Origin of the sequence: Paracoccus mutanolyticus (assembly GCF_003285265.1) — a bacterium.
Classification (GTDB): Bacteria; Pseudomonadota; Alphaproteobacteria; order Rhodobacterales; family Rhodobacteraceae; genus Paracoccus; species Paracoccus yeei.
Genome location: NZ_CP030239.1, coordinates 3,226,300 through 3,247,480, shown reverse-complemented (window position 1 = coordinate 3,247,480; position 21,181 = coordinate 3,226,300). Strand labels below are relative to the sequence as shown.

At 68.0% G+C, this 21,181-nt stretch carries 16 protein-coding genes and 4 pseudogenes; 12 read left to right on the top strand and 8 right to left on the bottom strand.

Going from position 1 to position 21,181, the window contains the following annotated elements; genetic code table 11:
- Positions 1-139 precede the first annotated feature (139 nt).
- Both ctaA and DPM13_RS17665 read left to right on the top strand, forming a co-directional pair.
- Complete coding sequence (gene ctaA / locus DPM13_RS17670; protein ID WP_112888811.1) at positions 140-1,282, top strand: heme A synthase; 1,143 nt, start codon at positions 140-142, stop codon at positions 1,280-1,282.
- Entirely contained in the window at positions 1,279-2,751 is a 1,473-nt protein-coding gene (locus tag DPM13_RS17665; protein WP_112888519.1) for a carboxypeptidase M32, read from the top strand. Before ctaA ends, DPM13_RS17665 begins: the two co-directional genes overlap by 4 nt.
- 121 nt (positions 2,752-2,872) lie before the next feature.
- On the opposite strand, the gene DPM13_RS17660 is transcribed toward DPM13_RS17665, so the two are convergent.
- The 5 genes and pseudogenes from DPM13_RS17660 to DPM13_RS21505 all read right to left on the bottom strand — a co-directional run bounded on the left by DPM13_RS17660 (position 2,873) and on the right by DPM13_RS21505 (position 7,457).
- On the bottom strand, positions 2,873-4,165 hold the full coding sequence (locus DPM13_RS17660; RefSeq protein ID WP_223252143.1) for a cytochrome P450: 1,293 nt from the start codon (positions 4,163-4,165) through the stop codon (positions 2,873-2,875).
- A pseudogene (locus DPM13_RS17655) lies at positions 4,162-5,376 on the bottom strand (hypothetical protein). The gene DPM13_RS17660 and the pseudogene DPM13_RS17655 overlap by 4 nt, the downstream one beginning before the upstream one ends.
- A 24-nt stretch (positions 5,377-5,400) precedes the next feature.
- The gene (locus DPM13_RS17650) at positions 5,401-6,084 is read right to left on the bottom strand and encodes a M48 family metallopeptidase (protein WP_028719034.1); all 684 of its coding nucleotides are present in this window, start codon (positions 6,082-6,084) and stop codon (positions 5,401-5,403) included.
- 27 nt (positions 6,085-6,111) lie between these two features.
- Positions 6,112-7,293, bottom strand: coding sequence for a vWA domain-containing protein (locus DPM13_RS17645; protein WP_112888518.1), 1,182 nt, complete (start codon positions 7,291-7,293; stop codon positions 6,112-6,114).
- Positions 7,293-7,457 carry a hypothetical protein gene (locus DPM13_RS21505; protein WP_189654766.1) on the bottom strand — a complete coding sequence of 55 codons (165 nt, stop codon included), beginning with the start codon at positions 7,455-7,457 and terminating at the stop codon, positions 7,293-7,295. Before DPM13_RS21505 ends, DPM13_RS17645 begins: the two co-directional genes overlap by 1 nt.
- A 107-nt stretch (positions 7,458-7,564) precedes the next feature.
- Between DPM13_RS21505 and DPM13_RS17640 the strand changes: the two genes are divergently transcribed.
- The gene (locus tag DPM13_RS17640; protein WP_112888517.1) at positions 7,565-8,689 is read left to right on the top strand and encodes a Ppx/GppA phosphatase family protein; all 1,125 of its coding nucleotides are present in this window, start codon (positions 7,565-7,567) and stop codon (positions 8,687-8,689) included.
- A gap of 1 nt (position 8,690) precedes the next feature.
- A pseudogene (locus tag DPM13_RS17635) lies at positions 8,691-9,368 on the top strand (RlmE family RNA methyltransferase); the annotation flags it as partial.
- Positions 9,369-9,463: 95 nt separating this feature from the next.
- Here the strand turns inward: DPM13_RS17635 and DPM13_RS17630 are convergent.
- Both DPM13_RS17630 and miaA read right to left on the bottom strand, forming a co-directional pair.
- Positions 9,464-10,477, bottom strand: coding sequence for a helix-turn-helix transcriptional regulator (locus DPM13_RS17630; protein WP_112888515.1), 1,014 nt, complete (start codon positions 10,475-10,477; stop codon positions 9,464-9,466).
- Positions 10,478-10,573: 96 nt separating this feature from the next.
- Positions 10,574-11,467: a tRNA (adenosine(37)-N6)-dimethylallyltransferase MiaA gene (gene miaA, locus DPM13_RS17625; RefSeq protein WP_112888514.1), complete on the bottom strand. Its 894-nt coding sequence runs from the start codon at positions 11,465-11,467 to the stop codon at positions 10,574-10,576.
- Positions 11,468-11,555: 88 nt separating this feature from the next.
- Here miaA and pyrH point away from each other — a divergent pair, with 88 nt between their 5' ends.
- The 8 genes and pseudogenes from pyrH to DPM13_RS17585 all read left to right on the top strand — a co-directional run bounded on the left by pyrH (position 11,556) and on the right by DPM13_RS17585 (position 20,137).
- Entirely contained in the window at positions 11,556-12,287 is a 732-nt protein-coding gene (pyrH, locus tag DPM13_RS17620) for a UMP kinase (RefSeq protein WP_028719028.1), read from the top strand.
- Positions 12,288-12,366: 79 nt separating this feature from the next.
- Positions 12,367-12,930 carry a ribosome recycling factor gene (gene frr / locus DPM13_RS17615; RefSeq protein ID WP_028719027.1) on the top strand — a complete coding sequence of 188 codons (564 nt, stop codon included), beginning with the start codon at positions 12,367-12,369 and terminating at the stop codon, positions 12,928-12,930.
- A 5-nt stretch (positions 12,931-12,935) separates the two neighbouring features.
- Positions 12,936-13,670, top strand: a complete 735-nt coding sequence (gene uppS / locus DPM13_RS17610) for a polyprenyl diphosphate synthase (RefSeq protein WP_112888513.1) — start codon at positions 12,936-12,938, stop codon at positions 13,668-13,670.
- Positions 13,667-14,179 (top strand): annotated as a pseudogene (locus tag DPM13_RS25445) (phosphatidate cytidylyltransferase); the annotation flags it as partial. The gene uppS and the pseudogene DPM13_RS25445, both read left to right, overlap by 4 nt.
- A gap of 339 nt (positions 14,180-14,518) precedes the next feature.
- The gene (gene dxr / locus DPM13_RS17600; RefSeq protein WP_112888512.1) at positions 14,519-15,691 is read left to right on the top strand and encodes a 1-deoxy-D-xylulose-5-phosphate reductoisomerase; all 1,173 of its coding nucleotides are present in this window, start codon (positions 14,519-14,521) and stop codon (positions 15,689-15,691) included.
- Positions 15,688-17,004: pseudogene (rseP, locus tag DPM13_RS17595) on the top strand (RIP metalloprotease RseP). Before dxr ends, rseP begins: the two are co-directional and overlap by 4 nt.
- 101 nt (positions 17,005-17,105) lie before the next feature.
- A complete protein-coding gene (bamA, locus tag DPM13_RS17590; protein WP_112888511.1) occupies positions 17,106-19,442 on the top strand; it encodes an outer membrane protein assembly factor BamA in 2,337 nt (778 codons plus the stop codon).
- Positions 19,442-20,137, top strand: a complete 696-nt coding sequence (locus DPM13_RS17585; protein WP_112888510.1) for an OmpH family outer membrane protein — start codon at positions 19,442-19,444, stop codon at positions 20,135-20,137. Before bamA ends, DPM13_RS17585 begins: the two co-directional genes overlap by 1 nt.
- On the opposite strand, the gene DPM13_RS17580 is transcribed toward DPM13_RS17585, so the two are convergent.
- On the bottom strand, positions 20,115-21,056 hold the full coding sequence (locus tag DPM13_RS17580) for a nucleoside hydrolase (RefSeq protein ID WP_028719021.1): 942 nt from the start codon (positions 21,054-21,056) through the stop codon (positions 20,115-20,117). The two genes, DPM13_RS17585 and DPM13_RS17580, sit on opposite strands and share 23 nt — an antisense overlap.
- Positions 21,057-21,181: the final 125 nt, after the last annotated feature.

The window sequence follows — 21,181 nt, the reverse complement described above, 5'->3', positions numbered from 1 at the left end:
TTATCTGTGGTCGCGCATGGCGCTGACCCAGGCCGACACCCGCATCTTTCATGGCATGCTGCGACAGTTGACCCGCCGCGGCTGATTGAATTCCGGGCGCGACCGGGCCAAGGTCGCGCCCAAAGGCAAGGAAGCTGACATGGCAAGACGACCCGTCTTTCAGGAAGTCACCGAGACCACCCCCCGCGCGACCCCGCCCCAGGGCGGCATGATCGACCAGGGCCACCGCGGGGCGCGGGGCGCCATCCGCGCCTGGCTGGTCGTCCTGTTCGTGCTGGTCGTGGCGATGATCGCGCTTGGCGGCGCCACCCGGCTGACGGGATCGGGCCTGTCGATCACGGAATGGAAGCCGGTGACCGGGGCGATCCCGCCGATGGACCAGGCCGCCTGGGCGGCCGAGTTCGACAAGTATCAGCGGATCCCGCAGTTCCGGCTGGAGAATCCGGACATGGACCTGGCCGGCTTCAAGCAGATCTACTGGTGGGAATGGTCGCACCGCCTGCTGGGCCGGCTGATCGGGCTGGTCTGGGCGGCGGGCTTCCTGGTCTTTCTGGCCACCCGCCGCATTCCGACCGGCTGGACGCCGCGCCTGTTGCTGCTGGGCGCGCTTGGCGGGCTGCAGGGCGCGATCGGCTGGTGGATGGTCCATTCGGGCCTGTCGGGGGACATGGTGCGCGTCGCCTCGTACCGGCTGGCGACCCACCTGGGGCTGGCCTTTGCCATCCTGGGGCTGATCGCCTGGTATGCACTGTCGCTGTCGCGCCCCGAGGCGGCCTTGCTGCGCGCCCGCCGCGCCGGAGAGACGAAGCTGTTTTCCATGACCACCGGGCTGATGCATCTGGCCTTCGTTCAGATCCTGATCGGGGCGCTGGTCGCCGGCATCGACGCGGGGCGGATGTATACCGGCTGGCCCAGGATGGGCGGGGAATGGATTCCCTCGGCCCTGTGGGACGCGGCCTTGGGCTGGCGCAACTTCTTTGAAAACCCGGCGCTGGTGCAGTTCGTCCACCGCATGGTGGCCTATCTGCTGGCGATCTTTGCCGTGGTGGTGTTCCTGCGTGGGCGCCGTCGCCGATCCGGTGACGCGCGGGGCCTATCGGCGATGATCGCGGCGGTTGCGGTCCAGGTGTTTCTGGGCATCATGAACGTGATCCACGCCTCGCCCCTGCCGCTGGCGCTGGCGCATCAGCTGGGGGCTGTGGCACTGTTCACGCTGATCCTGCGCGCCCGTCACCATGCGCGCTATCCTTATGAAACCTCGGTGCGGGGGACCATCCGATGAGCGCTTTCGACGACCTGCTGGCCTTCCAGCGCCAGACCGAAGCCCTGTCATCCGTGGCCGAGCGGCTGGGCTGGGACCAGGAAACCGTCATGCCGCGCGGCGCGGCCGAGCAGCGGTCCGAGGAAATGGCCGCGATGGAGGCGGTGCTGCACGAACGCCGCACCGACCCCCGCATCGGCGAATGGCTGGACCAGGCCGAGCCCGAGGACGACGAGGACCAGCGCATTCTGGATCTGATCGCGCGGGACCACCGCCGGGCCTTGCAGGTGCCGGCGCGGCTGGCGACGGAACTGGCGCGGCAGGTGTCGCTGTCCCAGGGCGTCTGGGCCGAGGCGCAGGCCAAGGATTCCCCTGAAGAATTCCTGCCGGTGCTCGCCGACATCCTGATGCTCAAGCGCGAAGAGGCGGCGGCTCTGGCCGACGGGCGCGACCTTTATGACGCGCTTCTGGACGACTACGAGCCCGGCACGACGCAGGCCGACATCGCGGCGCTCTTTGACGCCATGCGTCCCCGCCTGGTCGCCCTGCGCGACGAGGTGCTGGGCGCCGAGTTCCAGCCCCGGCCCCTGACCGGCCACTTCCCTCAGGAAACGCAGTTGCGCCTGGCCCGGGCTTGCGCCACGGCCTACGGGTACGACTGGACGCGGGGACGCATGGACATCGCCGTGCATCCGTTCAGCTCGGGCCGCTGGCAGGACAGCCGCATCACCACGCGGGTGGTCGAGACCGACCCGTTCAACTGCCTGTATTCCACGATCCACGAGGTCGGCCATTCCAGCTACGAACTGGGGATCGACCCCGATTATGCCTTCACGCCGCTGGGGCGGGGCGTGTCGATGGGCGTCCACGAAAGCCAGAGCCGGATCTATGAAAACCAGATCGGCCGGGGGCGCGCCTTTGCCGGCTGGCTGTACCAGCGCATGTCGGATGCCTTCGACGGACTGTCCGTCCCGGGGCCAGATGCCTTCTACGCCACCCTGAACCGGGTCACGCCGGGCTTCATCCGCACCGAAGCGGACGAGGTGCAATACAACCTGCACATCATGATGCGCTTTGATCTGGAACGCGACCTGATCGCCGGTCGGCTTGACGTGGACGACCTGGCCGAAGCCTGGAACGCCCGCTTCCTGGCCGATTTCGGCGTCGCCGTGGACCGTCCGGCGAATGGCGTCCTGCAGGACGTGCATTGGGCGGTGGGTCTTTTCGGCTATTTCCCGACCTATACGCTGGGCAATGTCTATGCGGGATGCCTGAACAAGGCGATGCGCGCTGCGGTGCCCGATCTCGACCGCTTCCTCGCCGCAGGCGATGCCGCCCCCGCCGTCGAATGGCTGCGCGAGAACGTCCAGCGCCATGGCGGCCTGTACCCGCCCCGAGACCTGATCGAACGCGCCATCGAGGGCCCGGTCAGCGAGGCGCCGCTGCTGGATTACCTCGAGGAGAAATTCGCCGGCATCTACCGGCTGTGACCGCGGCATGGGTATTTGGAAAACAGTGAAAACGAGGCGCCGCGCCCGGCTTTCACCGTTATTCAAATACCCGATCAACGCTTCGACAAGCGCAGGTGGATGCCGTTTTTTCCCCGCAGCGTCAGTCGCATGATCGGCACCGGACGTTCGACACCCGGCTCCAGCCGGTAGGCTGCAGCAGCGCCGACAGGATCAGCGGTCCCTCGATCATCGCAAAGCCTGCGCCGGGACAGGCGCGCGCGCCGGCCGAGAAGGGGATATAGGCATCGCGCATGCAGGCCCGGCCATTTTCGGTTTCCCACCTGGCAGGATCGAAATGGTCGGGATTGTTCCAAAGCCTTTCGTGGCGGTGCAGGTGAAAGGGCGACAGCACCAGTTGCGCGCCGCGGGGCGCCTTGCGGCCGCGCAGGGTTTCGGGCGCGGCGCATTGGCGGACGGTCATGGCGACGGGCGGGTAAAGCCGCAGCGCCTCGCGGAAGACGGCGCGGGACAGGGGCAGGGACTTGATCGCGGCAAAGTCGGGCCGCAGGTTCTCGCGCGCCTCCTTGGCCAGCTTCTCTTGCCATTCGGGGTTCTCGGCCAGCAGGTAAAGCGCCCAGGCCAGGGCAGAGGCGCCGGTTTCGTGTCCCGCCAGGAAGAACGTCGCAACCTCGTCGATCATCTCGCGGTCCGAGAAGACCGCCCCGGTCTGCGGGTCGGGTGTGGTCATGATCTTGGTCGCGAGGTCCTGCGGCGCGGTCCCTGCCGCGATCTGCTCGCCCTCCGGCTGACCAGTTGCCGGATCAGGCCGCGGATGCGCCGGGCGCTGTGGCGCACGCGGCGGCTGTGATCCGCGCCCAGCGCGGCAAGGGCGATCAGCCCGGCCAGCAGCAGGGCGGGCGTCCTGGTGGTCGCGGAAGGCCGAAAACACCTGCGCCGCCGTGGCATCCTCGATCGGGATCGAGAACAGGGTGCGAAAGATCACGTCGGCGGCAATGTGGCTGGTGTGCGGCTCGATGTCGAAATCCTGGCCGTCCGCCAGCTTTCCCAGCCGCGCCACCCCCGACTGCGCGGCGTCCCACATGGCGGGAAACGCCTCGCGCAGGCGACCGCCCTCGAAGGCGGGGTCGATGATGCGGCGCTGGTGCAGCCAAGTCTCGCCGTTCGAGATGAAGCTGGAATTGCCCAGAAGCGGCTGCAGGCCCGCCGCCATGCGCGAAGACTTCGGAAAATCCATCGGCCGCTGCTTGAGGATCAGCGCCACAAGGGCGGGATCGTTGCAAGTGAAACTGTGCACGCCCGGGCCCCGGAATTCGGCCATCCAGGCGCGGTACAGCCGTTCGGACTGGGCAGAAAGGATGTCGCGGCGGAAATCGCGGACAAAGCGCCAGACCGAACCCTTGCCCTGCCGCGACGCCGGCTTCGGCGGGATCATGTCGCAGGATATCCGTTCACGGCCCGCGCGATGCGCCCGGGCGAATGATGCCGGCCGGCAAAGCGCTGCGCCAGGGTCAGCGGACCGGCCGTGATGGCGAAATAATCGTAGTCGCCCGGCCGGTCGAAGGTGCAGAGATACTGGAAATGCAGCCGGAACCAGCGGCCGCGCAGGGCGCGCTGCCGTTCCGGCGACAGCGTCTGCCGAAAGGCGGCCGACAGGACCAGCGGCTGGCGACGATCCGGCGGCTCGACCCCCGAGACGGCGACCGGGTCGCACAGACCGAAACAGCAGGCATCCCCGGGCGCCGTCACGTCCACCCATTCCAGCTCGGGCCGGGCCGAGAGAAAGCGCAGGTCGGCCCGCAGCCGGTTGGCGCGGGGAAGGAACGAGGCCATGGGGACGACATGGCCGAGCGACAGGAACGAAAGCCGCGGACCCTGCGCGGGAACCCGGCCCGAGCGGACCAGCTCGGCCAGGACCGAGACGCCCAGATAGGCGCCCGAGCTGTGACCGACGACCAGCACCTCGTCCCAGTCGCCGCGCAGGACCTCGGCGATGCGGTCGGCGAACTGGGTCAGCCGCCGTTCCAGCGCCGGGGGATAGGCACCGCTATGCTGCGCGGTGAAGGCATAGTCATGCATCAGGTAATAGGCAAAGATCCGGCCGTCGAGCCGGCGCCACAGCCGCAGCCCCGCCCAGGTCACGGCGGCAATGACGGGGCAGGAGACGGTCACGACCTACCCGTCAGCCACCCTGCGGTCAAGCTAAGAAACGGCAACCAGCTGGCAGGCCAGCTATCTGCTCCGCGACCATCTTAGCTCGGTCCGCGCGATCACCGGCCCGGCAGGGACCAAGGTGGAAAGCGCGGTTTACCAACCGTTCGGCGAGCAGACCCGATGGCAAGCACCCGCAGTCACAGAGCGGATGCTTTGCCCCATCGAGCCCTGCACGATGTCGGCCCAGACCAGGACCTCGAACTCCGCCTCGGCGCGGGTACCGGAAAAATTGCCCTCAACGCCCCAGCCAAAGCCGGTACGGTCGCGCCGCGCGCCGAACTCCAGCCGATAGCCCGAGATGCGGGCCTGCTCGGCCCCTTCGCGCTTGTAAAGCTCGCGATAGCGGCGGGGCGGGATCGGGTCGAAGCCGGGAAGGTATAGGACGCGGCGGCGGAAGGTCATCTGAACTCGGCGGTTTTGCAACCGCAGCATAGTCCAAACCCCGTCCGCTACAAGTCAGGCGATGCCCCAGCGGCGTTCCAGCGCCTCGATGGCGGCGATGCGCTTGTCCGTCCGGGGATGGGACAGCAGCCAGGCCGGTGCGGTGCCGCGCCCCCCGGCCAGGGCATCGAGCTTGCGAAACAGGCTTTTCTGCGGCGCCGTGCCCAGGCCCGCCTTGACCATCAGCGCACTGGCGAAGGCGTCGGCCTCGAATTCGTCCTGGCGCGAGAGGCGGGCCGAGACGGCGGTCGCCGCAAGGTTGGCGATCCAGGCGCCGATCCCGGGCAGGAACCGGCCCAGCACCCCGGCCAGAACCACGCGGATGACGTTCTGCCCGGCGAAATCGACCATGCGCCGGCGGCCATGACCGTGGGCGACATGACCCAGTTCATGGGCGATGACCGAGGCAAGCTCGGCCTCGGTCACGGCGCCGGCGTCGAGCTTGTCCAGAAATCCCCGGGTCAGGAAGATCCGCCCGTCGGGCGCCGCCAGCCCGTTCACCGGCGCGATTTCATAGACATGGGCGCGGATCGGGGGCAGGTCCATTGCCCGGCCCAGCCGTTCCAGCATCGGTTTCAGCCGGGGATGGTCCAGCGGCGTCGAGCGGCTGTTCAGTTCGGCCTTGAGCCGCCACAGCGAAAAGAACCACATCGCCATGGCATAAAGCAGGATCAGCAGGATCGGGGTGAATTTCAGCATGATCCGAATATGGGCCCGCAGGCGGCATTAGCCAAGCAGGCGCATGGCGCGCGTCAGCCCGTCCAGCGTCAGGGGCTGCATCCGGCCCTGGACGATCTCGGAGATCATGCGGATCGAGGGGGTATGCCCCCATTGTCCCTGGGGCACCGGGTTCAGCCAGACGTGGTCGGGCCATGTCTCGCCCAGGCGCCGCAGCCAGGTTTCGCCCGATTCGGGGTTCCAGTGTTCATTCGCGCCGCCCGGCACCGCGATCTCATAGGGCGACATCGAGGCGTCGCCCACGATGATCGCCTTGTAGTCGCGGCCATAGCGGTTCAGCACGTCCCAGGTGGGCGTGGTTTCGGTCCAGCGGCGGCGGTTGTCCTTCCACAGCGCCTCATAGATGCAGTTGTGAAAATAGAAATGTTCCAGATGCTTAAACTCGGACCGCGCGGCCGAGAACAGCTCGTCCACCAGGCGCGAGTGGTCGTCCATGCTGCCGCCGGCGTCCAGGAACAGCAGGACCTTGACGGCATTCCTGCGCTCGGGTCGGGTCTGCACGTCGATATAGCCGTGCTCGGCGCTGGCGCGGATGGTGCCGGGCAGGTCCAGTTCCTCGGCCGCGCCGTGGCGGGCCCATTGGCGCAACCGCTTCAGCGCGACCTTGATGGTGCGGGTGCCCAGTTCCACCGAATCGTCGAAGTCGCGGAATTCGCGCTTGTCCCAGACCTTGACAGCACGGCGGTGGCGGCTGGCGTCCTGGCCGATGCGCACGCCTTCGGGGTTGTAGCCATGGGCGCCGAAGGGCGAGGTGCCGGCGGTGCCGATCCATTTGTTGCCGCCCTGATGCCGGTCCTGCTGTTCGGCCAGGCGCTCGCGCAGGCGTTTCATCAGTTCGTCAAAGCTGCCGGGCCCCTGGATGGCGGCGCGTTCCTCGGGCGTCAGCAGCTTTTCGGCCAGCTTCTCAAGCCATTCGCGAGGGATCGAGACCTCGTCCAGCAGCGCCTGAACCGGAATCTCGTCCAGGCCGGAAAACGCCTCGGCAAAGGCGCGGTCGAAACGGTCGATATGCGCCTCGGACTTGACCAGCGTGGCGCGGGCCAGGTGATAGAACCCTTCGGGCGTCCAGTCCGACAGGCCCGCCTGCAGACCCGCCAGCAGGTCCAGGTATTCCCGCAGGCTGGCGGGCACTCCGTGCCGGCGCAGGCTGTCGAGAAAGGGCCGAAACATCAGGTCATCCGGCTGACCAGCACGGTCAGGAAAATGCCCAGCACCGCGAATCCGAGGGCGTGGGCTGCGGCGTATTGCACGCGGTCGGCCAAGGCGCCGCCCAGTTTCCCGGCGCGCATCCAGCCGATCGCGGCACCAAGGATCAGGGCGGCGATGACGATCATGGCGCAGGCATAGCCCGCCCGTCCTGCCCTGTCGAGGACCCGCGGGGTCTTGAACCGCCGGGGGGCGCGCGTTACGTTCGTTTCAACTTGTTATCGGAGGGCGTGACATGGCGCCCAGGCGTCCTGCGGGTGCGGACGCGTTCCCGAAAAAAACGGTCGAGCCTTTCGTCACCCGCCCGGCCGAGGACGGGCTGCTTTACGCGGCCTTGGATCTTGGCACCAACAGCTGCCGGATGCTGATTGCCCGACCTCAGGGCAGTCAGTTCCAGGTGGTCGACAGCTTCTCGAAACCTGTCCAGCTGGGGCAGGGGCTGGAAGCATCGGGCAGGCTTTCGCGTCCCTCGATGGCGCGGACGGTCCATGCCCTGCAGGTGTGCCGGCGCAAGCTTGAGGCGCACAAGGTCACGCGCATGCGTTTGGTCGCGACCGAGGCCTGCCGGCGCGCACGCAACAGCCGCGACTTCCTGCGCATGATCCGGCGCGAAACCGGCCTGCCGGTGGAAATCATCGACGCCGAGGAGGAGGCCCGGCTGGCCGTGATCTCCTGCGCGCCGCTGGTCAGCCATCGCACGGACCAATTGCTGGTCGTCGATATCGGCGGGGGGTCCACCGAACTGGTCTGGATCGACCTCGAGGATGTCGAGCCGACCGAGCGGCCGCGCGCGATCATGCGTCTGGCCGACGGGTTCCGCAATCCGCGCCCGGGCGGCGCGCGTGTCGTGGACTGGATCAGCGTGCCCCTGGGGGTCGCCACGCTGCGCGACCAGTTCGAGGATGTCGAGGACGACCAGGGCCGTTTCGCCCTGATGTCCTGGCATTTCGAGGAGATGCTGTCGGATTTCAGCCCCTATGCGCTGACGCAAAGCTTCGACGACAGTTTCCAGGTGATCGGCACCTCGGGGACGGTGACGACCGTGGCGGCCAGCCACCTGGGGTTGCGGCGCTATGACCGGACCAAGGTGGACGGGCTGACCATGACCTCGGCCCAGATCGACCGGGTGATCCGCGATTACCTGGCGCTGGGGCCCGAGGGGCGGCGCGCCGACCCGCGCCTCGGGCGCGAGCGTCACGCGCTGATCATGTCGGGCGCGGCGATCCTGCAGACGCTGATGCGGGTCTGGCCGACGACGCGGCTGTCGGTCGCCGATCGCGGCCTGCGCGAGGGGCTGCTTTACGCGCAGATGGTCAAGGACGGGGTCTTGGCCCCGGATGGATTGAACGGGGTGGCATGAGATGAGCCAGGGTAAGACGCCGGGCGAAAAGAAATCCTCGGGTCGCGGGCAACGCGACCTGCGGGTGCGGGTGAAATCGGCCAAGGGGCGCAAGCTGTCCAGCACGCTGTGGCTGGAACGCCAGCTGAACGATCCCTATGTGGCTCGCGCCAAACGCGAGGGTTATCGCGGCCGCGCCGCCTACAAGATCCTGGAACTGGACGACAAGTATCGATTCCTGGTGCCCGGCGCCCGAGTGGTGGACCTGGGCTGCGCGCCCGGCGGCTGGTGCCAGGTCGCGGTCGCGCGGGTGAATGCCCTGGGCGAGACATCGGGCAAGAAGGTCGGCCGCGTGCTGGGCGTCGACCTGCAAGAGGTCGATCCCATCGCCGGTGCCGAAATCCATCAGCTGGACTTCCTGTCCGAGGGCGCGGACGACAAGGTCAAGGAATGGCTGGGCGGTCGCGCCGATGTGGTCATGTCGGACATGGCGGCGGCGTCGTCCGGCCACAAGGGCACCGACCATCTGCGCATCGTGGCCCTGGTCGAGGCGGCGCTGCAACTGGCCTTCGACGTGCTGGAGCCGGGCGGCACCTTTGTCGCCAAGGTGCTGGCGGGCGGGGCGGAGAACGACATGCAGGCGATGCTCAAGCGCAGCTTCACCAAGGTCGCGAACGTCAAGCCGCCGGCCAGCCGCTCGGTATATCGGATCGAGAGATATTGGCTGCCCCGGTCGCTGTGATGGATCAGCTTGCCGCGCCCGCCGAGGAGTGAGGGCTGGGGGCCAAGGGTGGCCTATTCGGCCGCCTCGGACCGGACCATGGCGCGGAAGTGGTCGGGCGTCTGGCCGGTTCCGGCCATGAAGCAGCGCATGAAATGGCCAAGCCCGCCATAGCCCAGTTCCTGCGCGATCTGCGTCACGGGTTGGTCGGTATCGCGCAACAGCCGCGCGGCCCGTTCAAGCCGCAGGGCATAGATCAGCTCCAGCGCGCCGCGGCCCCGCGCCGCGCGGCAGGCGCGGTCCAGTTGCGCGACGGTGCAGCCCAGATCCGCCGCCAGGTCGGCAATGACGATATCCCGGTCCAGCCGCCCTTCGGCCACGGCCAGGAAGCGTTCGGCCAGGGATGCGGCGTCGATGTTCGTCTGCGTTTCCGGGTCCGGCGAGGCCGGCGAAAGCCGGTTCAGCGCGGCCGCCAGCAGGCCAAGCTGGCAAGCGGCCGCCGCAAGATCCGCAGAGCCGCGCGGCATCCCGCGACCCAGGGCGCGCAGGGCTGGCTCGATCAACGGGGCATCGTCGGGGCAGGGCGGGCCGCAGCGCCAGGCGGGCGGCAGGTCCACCGCAAGCTGCTGGGCAACCATGGGGGGCACCAGCAACACCAGCCCCCGGCATCCCATGCCCGGCTGCAGCGCAAAGGCCGTGCCCGCCGGGACAAAGGCCAGCCGCCCGGCCGACACCGGATGGCCGATGCGGGGCAGGCCGATGGTCACGCCGCCGTCCTGCACCAGGATCAGGACATGATCGCCCCGAACCCTGGGCCTGGCACCCTGTCCGGCCCGGCCCCGCTGGACCGCGCCGCCCCAGACGAAACCGTCCAGCGGGATCAGCCGCAGGCCGTCGAACGGCATCGAACGCCGAGGTCGCGGCAAGGGCGAGGCAGCCGCGTCACCGGAAACATGGGGCAGGGCGCGGGGATCCACGGGGGCAGGGTCCAGAACGGTCTCTGCCGTGATCCGGGCCTGGCGCAGGCGTTCCAGGGCGGGCGCCTCCGCCGGATCGTCCTGCCAAGGGAAAAGATGACGCAGGTTCATGACATGCCGCCGCCTTTGCGGTTCCCGAGGGCTGTGCCCCCTACACAAGCAACGGTTTAGAGGCCGCAAGGTTGCGATATGATTAACGCGCGGCCTTCAATTTTCCCGGTCGACGGGAATTTGTCGCCAGTCGCGCAGCCTGCCCCGGAAAAAGATGCGCTGCGCCTTGGCATATTGCCGGGTCGCGACGATGGCGCGTTCGATCGCCTGATCCAGCGTCGATTCGCCGCGCAGATGCGCGACCAGTTCCGGTGCGCCGATGGCGCGCGCCCAAAGCGCACGGGGCTGCCAGCGCGGCAGCATGGCGCGCACCTCGTCCAGCGCGCCCTGCTCCATCATCGCATGAAACCGCCGCTCGATCCGCCGGGCCAGCCAGTCGCGGTCGCTGGTCAGGACGATCCGCTCGGCGGCCGACGCAGGGATCAGGGGCGGCGGCGTCTCGGCCTGCCAGGCGGCCAGGCCCCGGCCCGAGGCGGTCAGCACCTCCCAGGCGCGCTGGACGCGGGCGGGGTTGCGCAGGTCGATGCGGGCCCGCGTGTCGGGGTCGAGATCGGCCACCATCCGCGCCAGCCCGCCGGGTTCCGCGATCAGCGCATCGGCCCGTGCCCGGACCTCGGCGGGAACCGGGGGAATGACGGCCAGCCCGCTGGTCAAGGCGTTCAGGTAAAGCCCGGTCCCGCCCACCACGATCAGCCGCTGGCCCGTCGCCAGGATCTCGCGCAGCTGCGCCAGCCAGTCGCCCACGGAATAGGGCGCGCCGGGCGGCATGTGGCCGTAAAGCCTGTGCGGGGCCTGCGCCTCCTCCTCGGCCGAGGGGCGGGCCGAGATCACCCGCCAGCACGACCAGACCTGCAACGCATCCGCGTTCACGATGACCCCGCCCTGCGACCGCGCGATGCCCAGCGCCAGCGCCGATTTGCCGCTGGCGGTCGGGCCGGCGATCAGCACATGGCGGCCGGCCGGGATCAAGGCGGAAAGCCGGTCTGACATCAGGGCAGCAAAGCGTGGTGGCGGTTGAACATCGGGGCGCTGGCGAACATTTTGCGCGGCAATGAAACTGCGAACAAGGCGGCCCGTGATGACCGACGACACCAAGAAGCCCGGCAAATACGGCCGCGTCATGCTGAAAATCTCGGGCGAGGCGCTGATGGGCGACCAGGGCTATGGCCTGCATCCGCCGACCGTGGCGCGCATCGCGCACGAAGTCCGCTCGGTCCACGACATGGGGGTCGAGATCTGCATGGTCATCGGCGGCGGCAACATCTTTCGCGGCCTGCAGGGCAGCGCGCAGGGCATGGACCGCGCGACCGCCGATTACATGGGGATGCTGGCCACGGTGATGAACGCCCTGGGCATGCAGGCCGCGCTGGAGGCCGAGGGCATCCACACCCGCGTCATCAGCGCCATCCGCATGGACGAGGTGGCCGAACCGTATATCCGCCGCCGCGCCGTCCGCCACCTGGAAAAGAAGCGCGTCTGCATCTTTGCCGCCGGCACCGGCAACCCCTATTTCACCACCGACACGGCGGCGACGCTGCGCGCCAACGAAATGAACTGCGAGGCGATCTTCAAGGGCACCAAGGTCGATGGCGTCTATGACAAGGACCCCAAGAAGTTCCCCGACGCCAAGCGCTATGAAAACGTCACCTATGACGAGGTTCTGCAAAAGCACCTGGGGGTGATGGACGCCTCGGCCATTGCGCTGGCGCGCGACAACGACCTGCCGATCATCGTCTTCTCGCTGGACGAGCCCGGCGGTTTTCGAGGAATCCTGGCAGGCGAGGGCACTTATACGCGGGTGCATGGTTAAAATGGCAGCATAGGCTTTGCCTTGCCGGCAAGGCTCGGCTAAAAGCGCTGAAAACCAACAGCAGAGGCCATGACCGAGCATGTCCGACGAGATCGAGATCGACACCGACGACCTAGAACGCCGCATGAAGGGCGCCATGGATTCGCTGCGCCATGAATTTGCGTCGCTGCGCACCGGCCGCGCCTCGGCCAGCATGGTCGAGCCGATCATGGTGGATGCCTATGGCTCGCCCACGCCCATCAACCAGATTGGCACGGTGAACGTGCCCGAGCCGCGTATGGTGACGATCAACATCTGGGACAAGGCGCTGGTCGGAAAGGCCGAAAAGGCGATCCGCGATTCCGGCCTGGGCATCAACCCGCAGTTGAACGGCACCATCATCATGCTGCCGATCCCCGAATTGAACGAGGAGCGTCGCCGCGACCTGACCCGCGTCGCCGCGCAATATGCCGAACATGCCCGCGTCGCGATCCGCAACGTGCGCCGCGACGGCATGGACCAGATCAAGAAGGCTAAGGCGGCCGGCATGTCCGAGGACGACCAGAAGTTCTGGGAATCGGCCGTGCAGGATCTGACCGACAAGATGATTGCGGCTGTGGACCAGGCGCTGGAATCCAAGCAAGCCGAAATCATGCAGGTCTGATCCAGATGGCCGATCCCGCAGCCAGCCTGCCCAAAGCCGGGGGCGGCGACGCCAAGCCCCGGCATGTCGCCATCATCATGGATGGCAACGGCCGCTGGGCCGTCAACAAGGGCTGGCCGCGGCTTGTCGGCCATCGGCGGGGGGCCGAACGCGTCAAGCAGATCGTGCGCGCCTGTCCCGACATGGGGGTGAACTGGCTGACGCTTTACGCCTTTTCGACCGAGAACTGGAAGCGCACGGCCGAGGAGGTTCTGGGCCTGATGCGCATCTTTGCCCGCTATATCGAGCGCGAGGCCGATGGCCTGGCCGCCGAGGGCGTGCGGATGCGCTTCATCGGCGGACGCGAGCGGCTGGACCCCCGGCTGCAGCGGCTGATGGCCGGGATCGAGGCGCGCACCGCCTGCAACAGCCGGCTGAACCTGACCGTCGCGATCAACTACGGCGGCCGGGACGAGATCGCGCGCGCCGCCGCCCGCATGGCGGACCGCATCGCCCGGGGCGAGATTCAGGCACCGACCGAGGCGGATTTCGCCGCCTGCCTGGATACGGCGGGTCAGCCCGACCCCGACCTGGTGATCCGCACCAGCGGGGAAACCCGGACCTCGAATTTCCTGCCCTATCAGGCGGCCTATTCGGAATACGAATTCACGCCCACGCTTTGGCCTGATTTCACCCCGGATCATCTGGCCGCCATCCTGGACCGCTTCGGGTTGCGCGACCGGCGCTTCGGGGGCGCATGACGGGGGGCGACACCCCTCGCGGGCGGTTGCGTGACAGGCTCAAGCCGGGCAAGTGGTCCGATCTGCGCAAGCGCTTCGGCTGGGGCGCGTTGCTGCTGGTCATCGGCATCGTGCTGCTGCTGTCCTCGGGCCTGTGGATGCGGCTGGGCGTTTCGGTCATCGCGGGTCTGATGATGTGGGAACTGGCCCGGCTGACGGGCTGGCGCCATCCCGAGTTTCACAGCCCGCGCCATCCGGTGCTGATCGGCCTGCTGTCGGGACTGGTTCTGCTGACCATGCTGGTCCTGTCCGGCGACAAGCCTTTGCTGCTGATCCTGCTGCCGATCCTGGCCGGGCTGCCGGGCACGCACAGCCACGAACGGCCCGCCTATGTGCTGTTCACCGTCGCGATCCTGGGCGCCGCCTATGCGCTGGTCGCCATGCGCGAGGTGATGGGCCTGGCGACGGTGTTCTGGATCGTGGCGACCGTGGTGCAGTCGGATGTGCTGGGCTATTTCGTGGGCCGCAAGGTCGGCGGCCGCAAGTTCTGGCCCTCGATCAGCCCCAAAAAGACCTGGAGCGGCAGCTTGCCGGCTGGGTCGGCGCGCTGGTGCGGCGCTTGGCCTGTGGGTGTCCGGCCTGGGGACCTGGCCGGTCCTGCTGGTCGGGCCGCTGCTGGCGATCGCGGGGCAGTTCGGCGACATCGCGGAAAGCTGGCTCAAGCGCCGGGTGGGCGCCAAGGACAGTTCGCAACTGATCCCCGGCCACGGCGGGGTCATGGATCGTTTCGACGCCATGTCGGGGGCGTTGCTGCTTGCGCTGGTGCTGATGCTGGTCCATCTGTTGCCGATAATCGGAGGCTGAGGACCATGCGCAGCGTTTCGGTGCTGGGGGCCACGGGGTCCATCGGCGAAAGCGCATTTGATCTGCTGATGCGTGCGGGCGGGCCCGAGGCCTATCGCGCCGTCGCCCTGACCGGGGCGGCCAATGTCGGGCGCCTGGCCGAAATGGCGCGCGCCCTGCGGGCCGAGATCGCCGTGACCGCGCTGCCGGAAAAGCTGGGCGCGCTGCGCGAGGCGCTGGCCGGTTCGGGCATCGAGACGGCAGCGGGCCCCGAGGCCGTGGCCGAGGCGGCGGCGCGCCCGGCCGACTGGACCCTGTCTGCCATCATCGGCGCAGCCGGCCTGCCGCCTGGGCTGGAGGTCCTGCGCCGTGGCGGCACGCTGGCCCTGGCCAACAAGGAATCGCTGGTCGCCGCAGGTCGCCTGGTGATGGGCGAAAGCCAGCGCAACGGGGCCGTGATCCTGCCTGTCGATTCCGAACATTCCGCGATATTTCAATCGCTTCACGGCGAAAATCTCGACAGTGTCGAGCATGTTACCATCACCGCCTCGGGGGGCGCTTTCCGCGACTGGCCGCTGGAGCGGCTGGCCCGGGCCACGGTGGCCGAGGCATCCTCGCATCCCAACTGGGCGATGGGGCAGCGTATCACCATCGACAGCGCCAGCATGTTCAACAAGGCGCTGGAGGTCATCGAGGCGCACGAATTCTTTGGCCTGTCCTGCGACCAGATCAAGGTCCTGGTGCATCCGCAATCCATCGTTCACGCCATGGTCAGCCACAGGGACGGCGGCTCGATCGCGCATCTGGGCGCGCCGGACATGCGCCATGCGATCGGCTATGCGCTGCACTGGCCGCAGCGCGCGGCCCTGCCGGTGCCGGCGCTGGACCTGGCGGCGCTTGGCAGCCTGACCTTCACGGCCCCGGACGAGGCGCGCTGGCCCGCGCTGCGGCTGGCGCGCCAGGTCATCCGGGCCGGCGGCGCGGCGGGCGCGGTGTTGAACGCGGCCAAGGAACAGGCGCTGGACGACTTCATCGCCGGCCGCATCGGCTTCATGGACATGGCCCCGGCGGTCGAACGTGCGCTGGACGCCTGTGCGCGCGAGCCGGGCTTTGCGTCCAGCCCCGGCGATCTGGCGGCCGTGCTGGAATGGGACGCGCAGGCGCGGCGGCTTGCCGCCTGCACGGCGGGGGCGGCATGATCGGACAGCTTGTGGATACGCTCTGGACGGTCGGCGCCTTCATCCTGGCGCTGTCGATCATCGTCACCGTGCACGAATACGGCCACTACATCATCGGCCGGCTGTCAGGCATCAAGGCCGAGGTGTTCTCGCTGGGCTTCGGGCCCCGGCTGATGTCCCGCCGCGACCGGCGCGGGACCCTGTGGCAGGTCGCTGCGATCCCGCTGGGCGGCTATGTGCGGTTCCTGGGCGACGCCGACGCGGCCAGTGCAGGTTCGGTTCCCGTCGATCCCGACCGGGCCCGGCACAGCCTGACGGGGGCGCCGCTTTGGGCCCGCTTTGCCACCGTGGCGGCGGGGCCGGTCTTCAACTTCGTATTGTCGATCCTGGTCTTTGTCGGAATGGCGATGTGGCAGGGCATGCCGACCGACGAGCCCGCCGTGGGCACCCTGCATCCGGTGCCGCCGGGGGTCGAGATCGGGCTTGAGCCCGGCGACCGCATCCTGGCGGTCGAGGGGCGCGCCGTCCCGGACTGGCAATCGCTGGGCCGGATCGCCGGGGAACTGCCGCCACAGCCATCCTATGCCTGGACGGTGCGCCGCGACGGGGCCGAGGTCACGGTTCCCGGCCCCTCGCCGATGCCGCCGCTGATCACCGGGGTTTCGCCCCGCAGCGCCGCGGCCTCGGCCGGGTGCCGGCACGTGAAATTCCAGTATCATTCTTACTGCGGATATCCATTGACTTATATAACCATTGCGCGACAAGGTTGCCACGGAAGCAATAAGTTTTTCTTTATGCTCATTCAGCTCCCACGTAACGGAGAGGGATTTTTTATTGGTTTCAGCCACTAACAGGACCTGCCGACCGCGACCGGCTATGAAAAGCGCTGGCTGATCGGCGTCACCGGCGGGGGCGCCTTCTTTGACCCGGCGACCCGGCCCACGGAGCTGGCCGAGGCGGCGCAGATCGGCGTCGCGCGGACCTGGGACATCATCGCATCCTCGGTTTCCGGGCTCTGGGCGATGGCGACGGGACAGATCGGCACCTGCAATCTGGGGGGCGCGATCAGCATCGCCGAAAGCACGGGGCAGGCGGCCTCGGCGGGCGGGGGCGACTTCATCTGGTGGATCGCGGTGCTGTCCGCTGCCATCGGTTTCCTGAACCTGCTGCCGGTGCCGGTGCTGGATGGCGGCCACCTGATGTTTTACACCTACGAGGCGATTGCCGGCCGCCGCCCGTCGGACCGCGTCCTCGAGGTGCTGTCGGCGCTGGGAATGGCGGCGGTCCTGGCATTGATGGTCTTTGGCCTCACCAACGATCTTTTCTGTCCCTAGAGGGCGTTGCCTTTTGACAGTCCCGCCCGCTTCGCTGTATCCACGGAAGCAATTATGGCGGGACCAACCCGCCGGCCAAGGAATGACCGCGAGGGGCAGCGATGACGGACAAGAAACTCGGCAAGGGCGCGGTGGCGCTGATTTCGGCGCTGACGATGGCCGGCCCCGTGGCGTTCCTGCCGCTGCCCGCATCGGCCTATGTCTTCAGCAACGTGAGGATCGAAGGGAACCAGCGGATCGAGCCCGCGACGATCCTGTCCTATCTGGACCTGCCGCGCGGGCAGGACGTGTCGGGCGGCGACCTGAACGCGGCCTATCAGCGGCTGCAGAACTCGGGCCTGTTCGAGCGGGTCGAGATCGTGCCCTCGGGCGGCACGCTGGTCGTCCGCGTGGCGGAATATCCCACGATCAACACGATCGCCTTCGAAGGCAACCGCAAGCTCAAGGACGAGAACCTGGCCCAGGTCGTCAAATCCAAGTCCCGCCACGTCTTTTCCCCCGCCCAGGCCGAGGCGGACGCGGCCGAACTCAGCAAGGTCTATGCCTCGCAGGGGCGGCTGGCGGCGCGGGTCGATCCCAAGGTGATCCGCCGCGACGGTAACCGCGTCGATCTGGTGTTCGAGATTCGCGAGGGCGACCTGACCGAGATCGAGCGCATCGGCTTTGTCGGCAACCGCGCCTTTTCCGACCAGCGGCTGCGCAACGTCCTGCAGACCAAGCAGGCGGGGCTTTTGCGCAACTTCATCCGGCGCGACACCTTTGCCCCGGACCGGCTGCCGGTCGATGAAAAGCTGCTGACCGATTTCTATCGCTCGCGCGGCTATGCCGATTTCCAGGTCCAGGCCGTGGCGCCCGAGGTCGCGCGCGAACGCGATGCCTTCTACATCACCTTCCAGATCCAGGAAGGGCCCCGCTATACCTTCGGCAACGTGACCACGGTCAGCGAGATCCCCGGGGTCGACGCGGCCGAGTTCGCGGACCAGAACCGCGTGCGCCGGGGCGAGGTCTACAATCCCACCGCCATCGACACGACCATCCGCCGGATGGAGGCGCTGGCGCTGCGCAAGGGGCTGAACTTCGTCAATATCGAGCCGCGCATCACGCGCAACGAACGCGGCCAGACGCTGGACCTGACATTCGCCCTGACCCGCGGCCAGCGCGTCTTTGTCGAACGCATCGACATCGAGGGCAACACCACGACGCTCGACTCGGTCATCCGCCGGCAGTTTGCCACGGTCGAAGGCGATCCCTTCAACCCGCGCGAGATCAGGAACTCGGCCGAGCGGTTGCGGGCGCTGGGGTATTTCGCCGATGTCCAGGCCGAAAGCCGCCAGGGCACCGCGCCCGACCAGGTGGTCGTCGACGTGAACGTCGAGGAGCAGCCCACGGGCAGCCTGACGTTCGGCGTCAGCTATGGCGTTTCGACCGGGGTAGGCTTCAACCTGGGGCTGACCGAAAAGAACTTCCTGGGCCGCGGGCAGGAGCTCAGCCTGTCCGTCGCCGCCGGTTCGGATTCGCAAAGCTCGGGCCTGACCTTTGTCGAGCCGTTTTTCCTGGGCCGCGACCTGAGGGCGCGCTTCCAGCTGTGGTACAATACCACCGACCGGCTGAACGCCGATTACAACACCCGCTCGGTCGGGGTTCAGACGGGGCTGGAATTCCCGATATCGGACAGTGCCCGGCTGGAACTGCGCTACAAGATCAGCAAGGATACGCTGTTCGACGTCGAGATGGTCCATGTGGACGACGAAAGCAGCGAACTGGTCGGTTCGTCGCCGATCCTTTACCTTGAGCAGGGCGGCTATTTCACCTCGGCCCTTGGCTACAGCTACAACTATGACAGCCGCACCGCCGGACTGGACCCGCTGACCAGCTATCGGCTGCGCTTCAGCCAGGATTTCGCGGGCCTGGGCGGCGATGTGAAATCCGTCACCAGCGCGATCTATGCCGGTGCCGAAATCAATGCCTGGCGCGAGAACGTGACCTTCCATGGCCGAGTTCGAAGCGGGCGCGTCTATATGCTGAGCGACCAGACCAGCCGTTTCCTGGACCGCTATTCGGGCAACGGCAAGATCCGCGGGTTCGAGCCGAACGGCTATGGTCCCCGCGACCTGGCGGCCCCGAACGAGGATGCCCTGGGCGGCAACTACTTCTGGGCGCTGCGTACCGAGATGCAGTTCCCGCTGGGCCTGCCCGAGGAATACGGCATCAAGGGCGGCCTGTTCGCCGATGCCGGGTCCGTCTGGGGCCTGCAGAACACGACCGGCTATGACGGCGTCGAGGTCGATGACGGGATGCATGTGCGCGCGGCGGTCGGCGCCTCGCTGTTCTGGACGACGCCGATCGGTCCGCTGCGCTTCAACTTCGCCAAGGCGCTGAAGAAAGAGGACTATGACGAAGAGCAGTCCTTCGACCTGACGATTTCGACCAAGTTCTGATGCGGGGGCGGGCGGTCCTCGGCAGCCTCTGGGCCCTGGCGCTGGCCTTGCCGGCCACGGCCCAGGATGCGGCGGCCCCCCGTGCGCCGGCCGATGCCGTGCCGCCCCTGGTGGTCGATACCCCGTCGGCCGGGGCCGAGCGGGGCTTTCCCCCGATCATGACCATCGACCAGGAGCGGCTTTTCATGGGCTCGCTGTGGGGGCAGAGGGTCCAGGCCGAAGTCGAGCGCCGCTCGCGCGAGATCGCAGCCGAGAACGAGCGGCTGGCAAGCCAGTTCGCGGCCGAGGAGCAGGAACTGACCACCCTGCGCGGCACCCTGCCGCCCGAGGAGTTCCGACAGCGCGCCGACGAATTCGACAAGCGCGTGGTCGCCGTGCGCCGCGAACGCGACACAGTGGCGCGCGACTTGGATTCGCAGGTGGAACAGGAACGCACGGCCTTCCTGCGCGCGGCCCTGCCGGTGCTGGCGCAGGTGATGGAGGAGCGCGGCGCCGTGGTGGTGCTGGATCAAAGCGCGATCTTCGTCTCGGCCCAGTCGGTGGATGTGACGGGCGTTCTGATCGACCGGATCAATCGCGATATCGGCGCGGGCAAGCCGGCGGCGAAGAGCGGCCAGGCCGCGCCCCAGCCCCAGCCTCAACCCCAGTCGCAGCCCCCGGCGGCCGGAGCGGCTAGCGGCGGTCCAACCCCGTAATCCGCTGGCCCAGCAGGGTGAAAAGCCCGTCCCGGTCCACATCCCGCAGGAACAGGGCATTGGCTGGGCGCCCGGTAACGCGCCACCAGTCGGCGACGGTCATTCCGGTGGTGAACGCGCCCTGCGTCTCGATCTCGACATTGATGTGGCGGCCGGCGAACAGGTCCGGCTGGATCAACCAGGCGATGGTGCAGGGGTCGTGCAGGGGGGCGCCCTCGGCCCCGTATTTTTCGCGGTCGTAGCGTTCGAAGAAGTCGGTCCAGCCGGCGACGGCCCGGCCCACCGGACCCGAGGCGCGCATCTGTTCGATCCAGTCGCGGCTGGTCAGCGCCTTGTGGGTGACATCGAGCGGCAGCACGGTCAGCGGCGCGCCGGCGGCAAAGACGATCTGCGCGGCCTCGGGGTCGACATAGATGTTGAACTCGGCCGCGGGGGTGATGTTGCCGACCTCGAAATAGGCGCCGCCCATCAGGACGATTTCCCGCAGGCGCGGCACGATGTCGGGCGCGCGGCGGAAGGCGGTGGCAAGGTTCGTCAGCGGGCCCATGGCGACCAGGGTGACGCTGCCCTCGGGTTCGCGGCGCAGGATGTCGATGATGGCATCGACGGCATGGCCGGGCGCCAGCGCCGACGCGGGCTGGAAAAGCGCGATCCCATCCAAGCCAGACTTGCCGTGGACATGCTCGGCCGTGACCAGAGGGCGCGACAGCGGCGCGTCGCAGCCGGCATGGACCGGAATGTCGGGCCGGCCCGCGATTTCGCAGACGATGCGCGCGTTGCGGCTGGTCAGGTCCAGCGGCACGTTGCCGGCAACCGTGGTCAGGGCCAGCACCTCCACTTCCGGGCTGGCCAGCGCCAGAAGGATGCCCACGGCATCGTCTTGGCCGGGATCGGTGTCGATGATGATCTTGCGCGGCATCGGGTGTTCCTGTCTGTGGCGCGGCCAGAATGACCGGCGCGGCGGCGGATGCAAGCGGGGCTATTCGGGGGCCGGCCGCAGGTGGGTGATGCCCGAGGCGCCCGCGCGGGCCGGCCGGGGTCCAG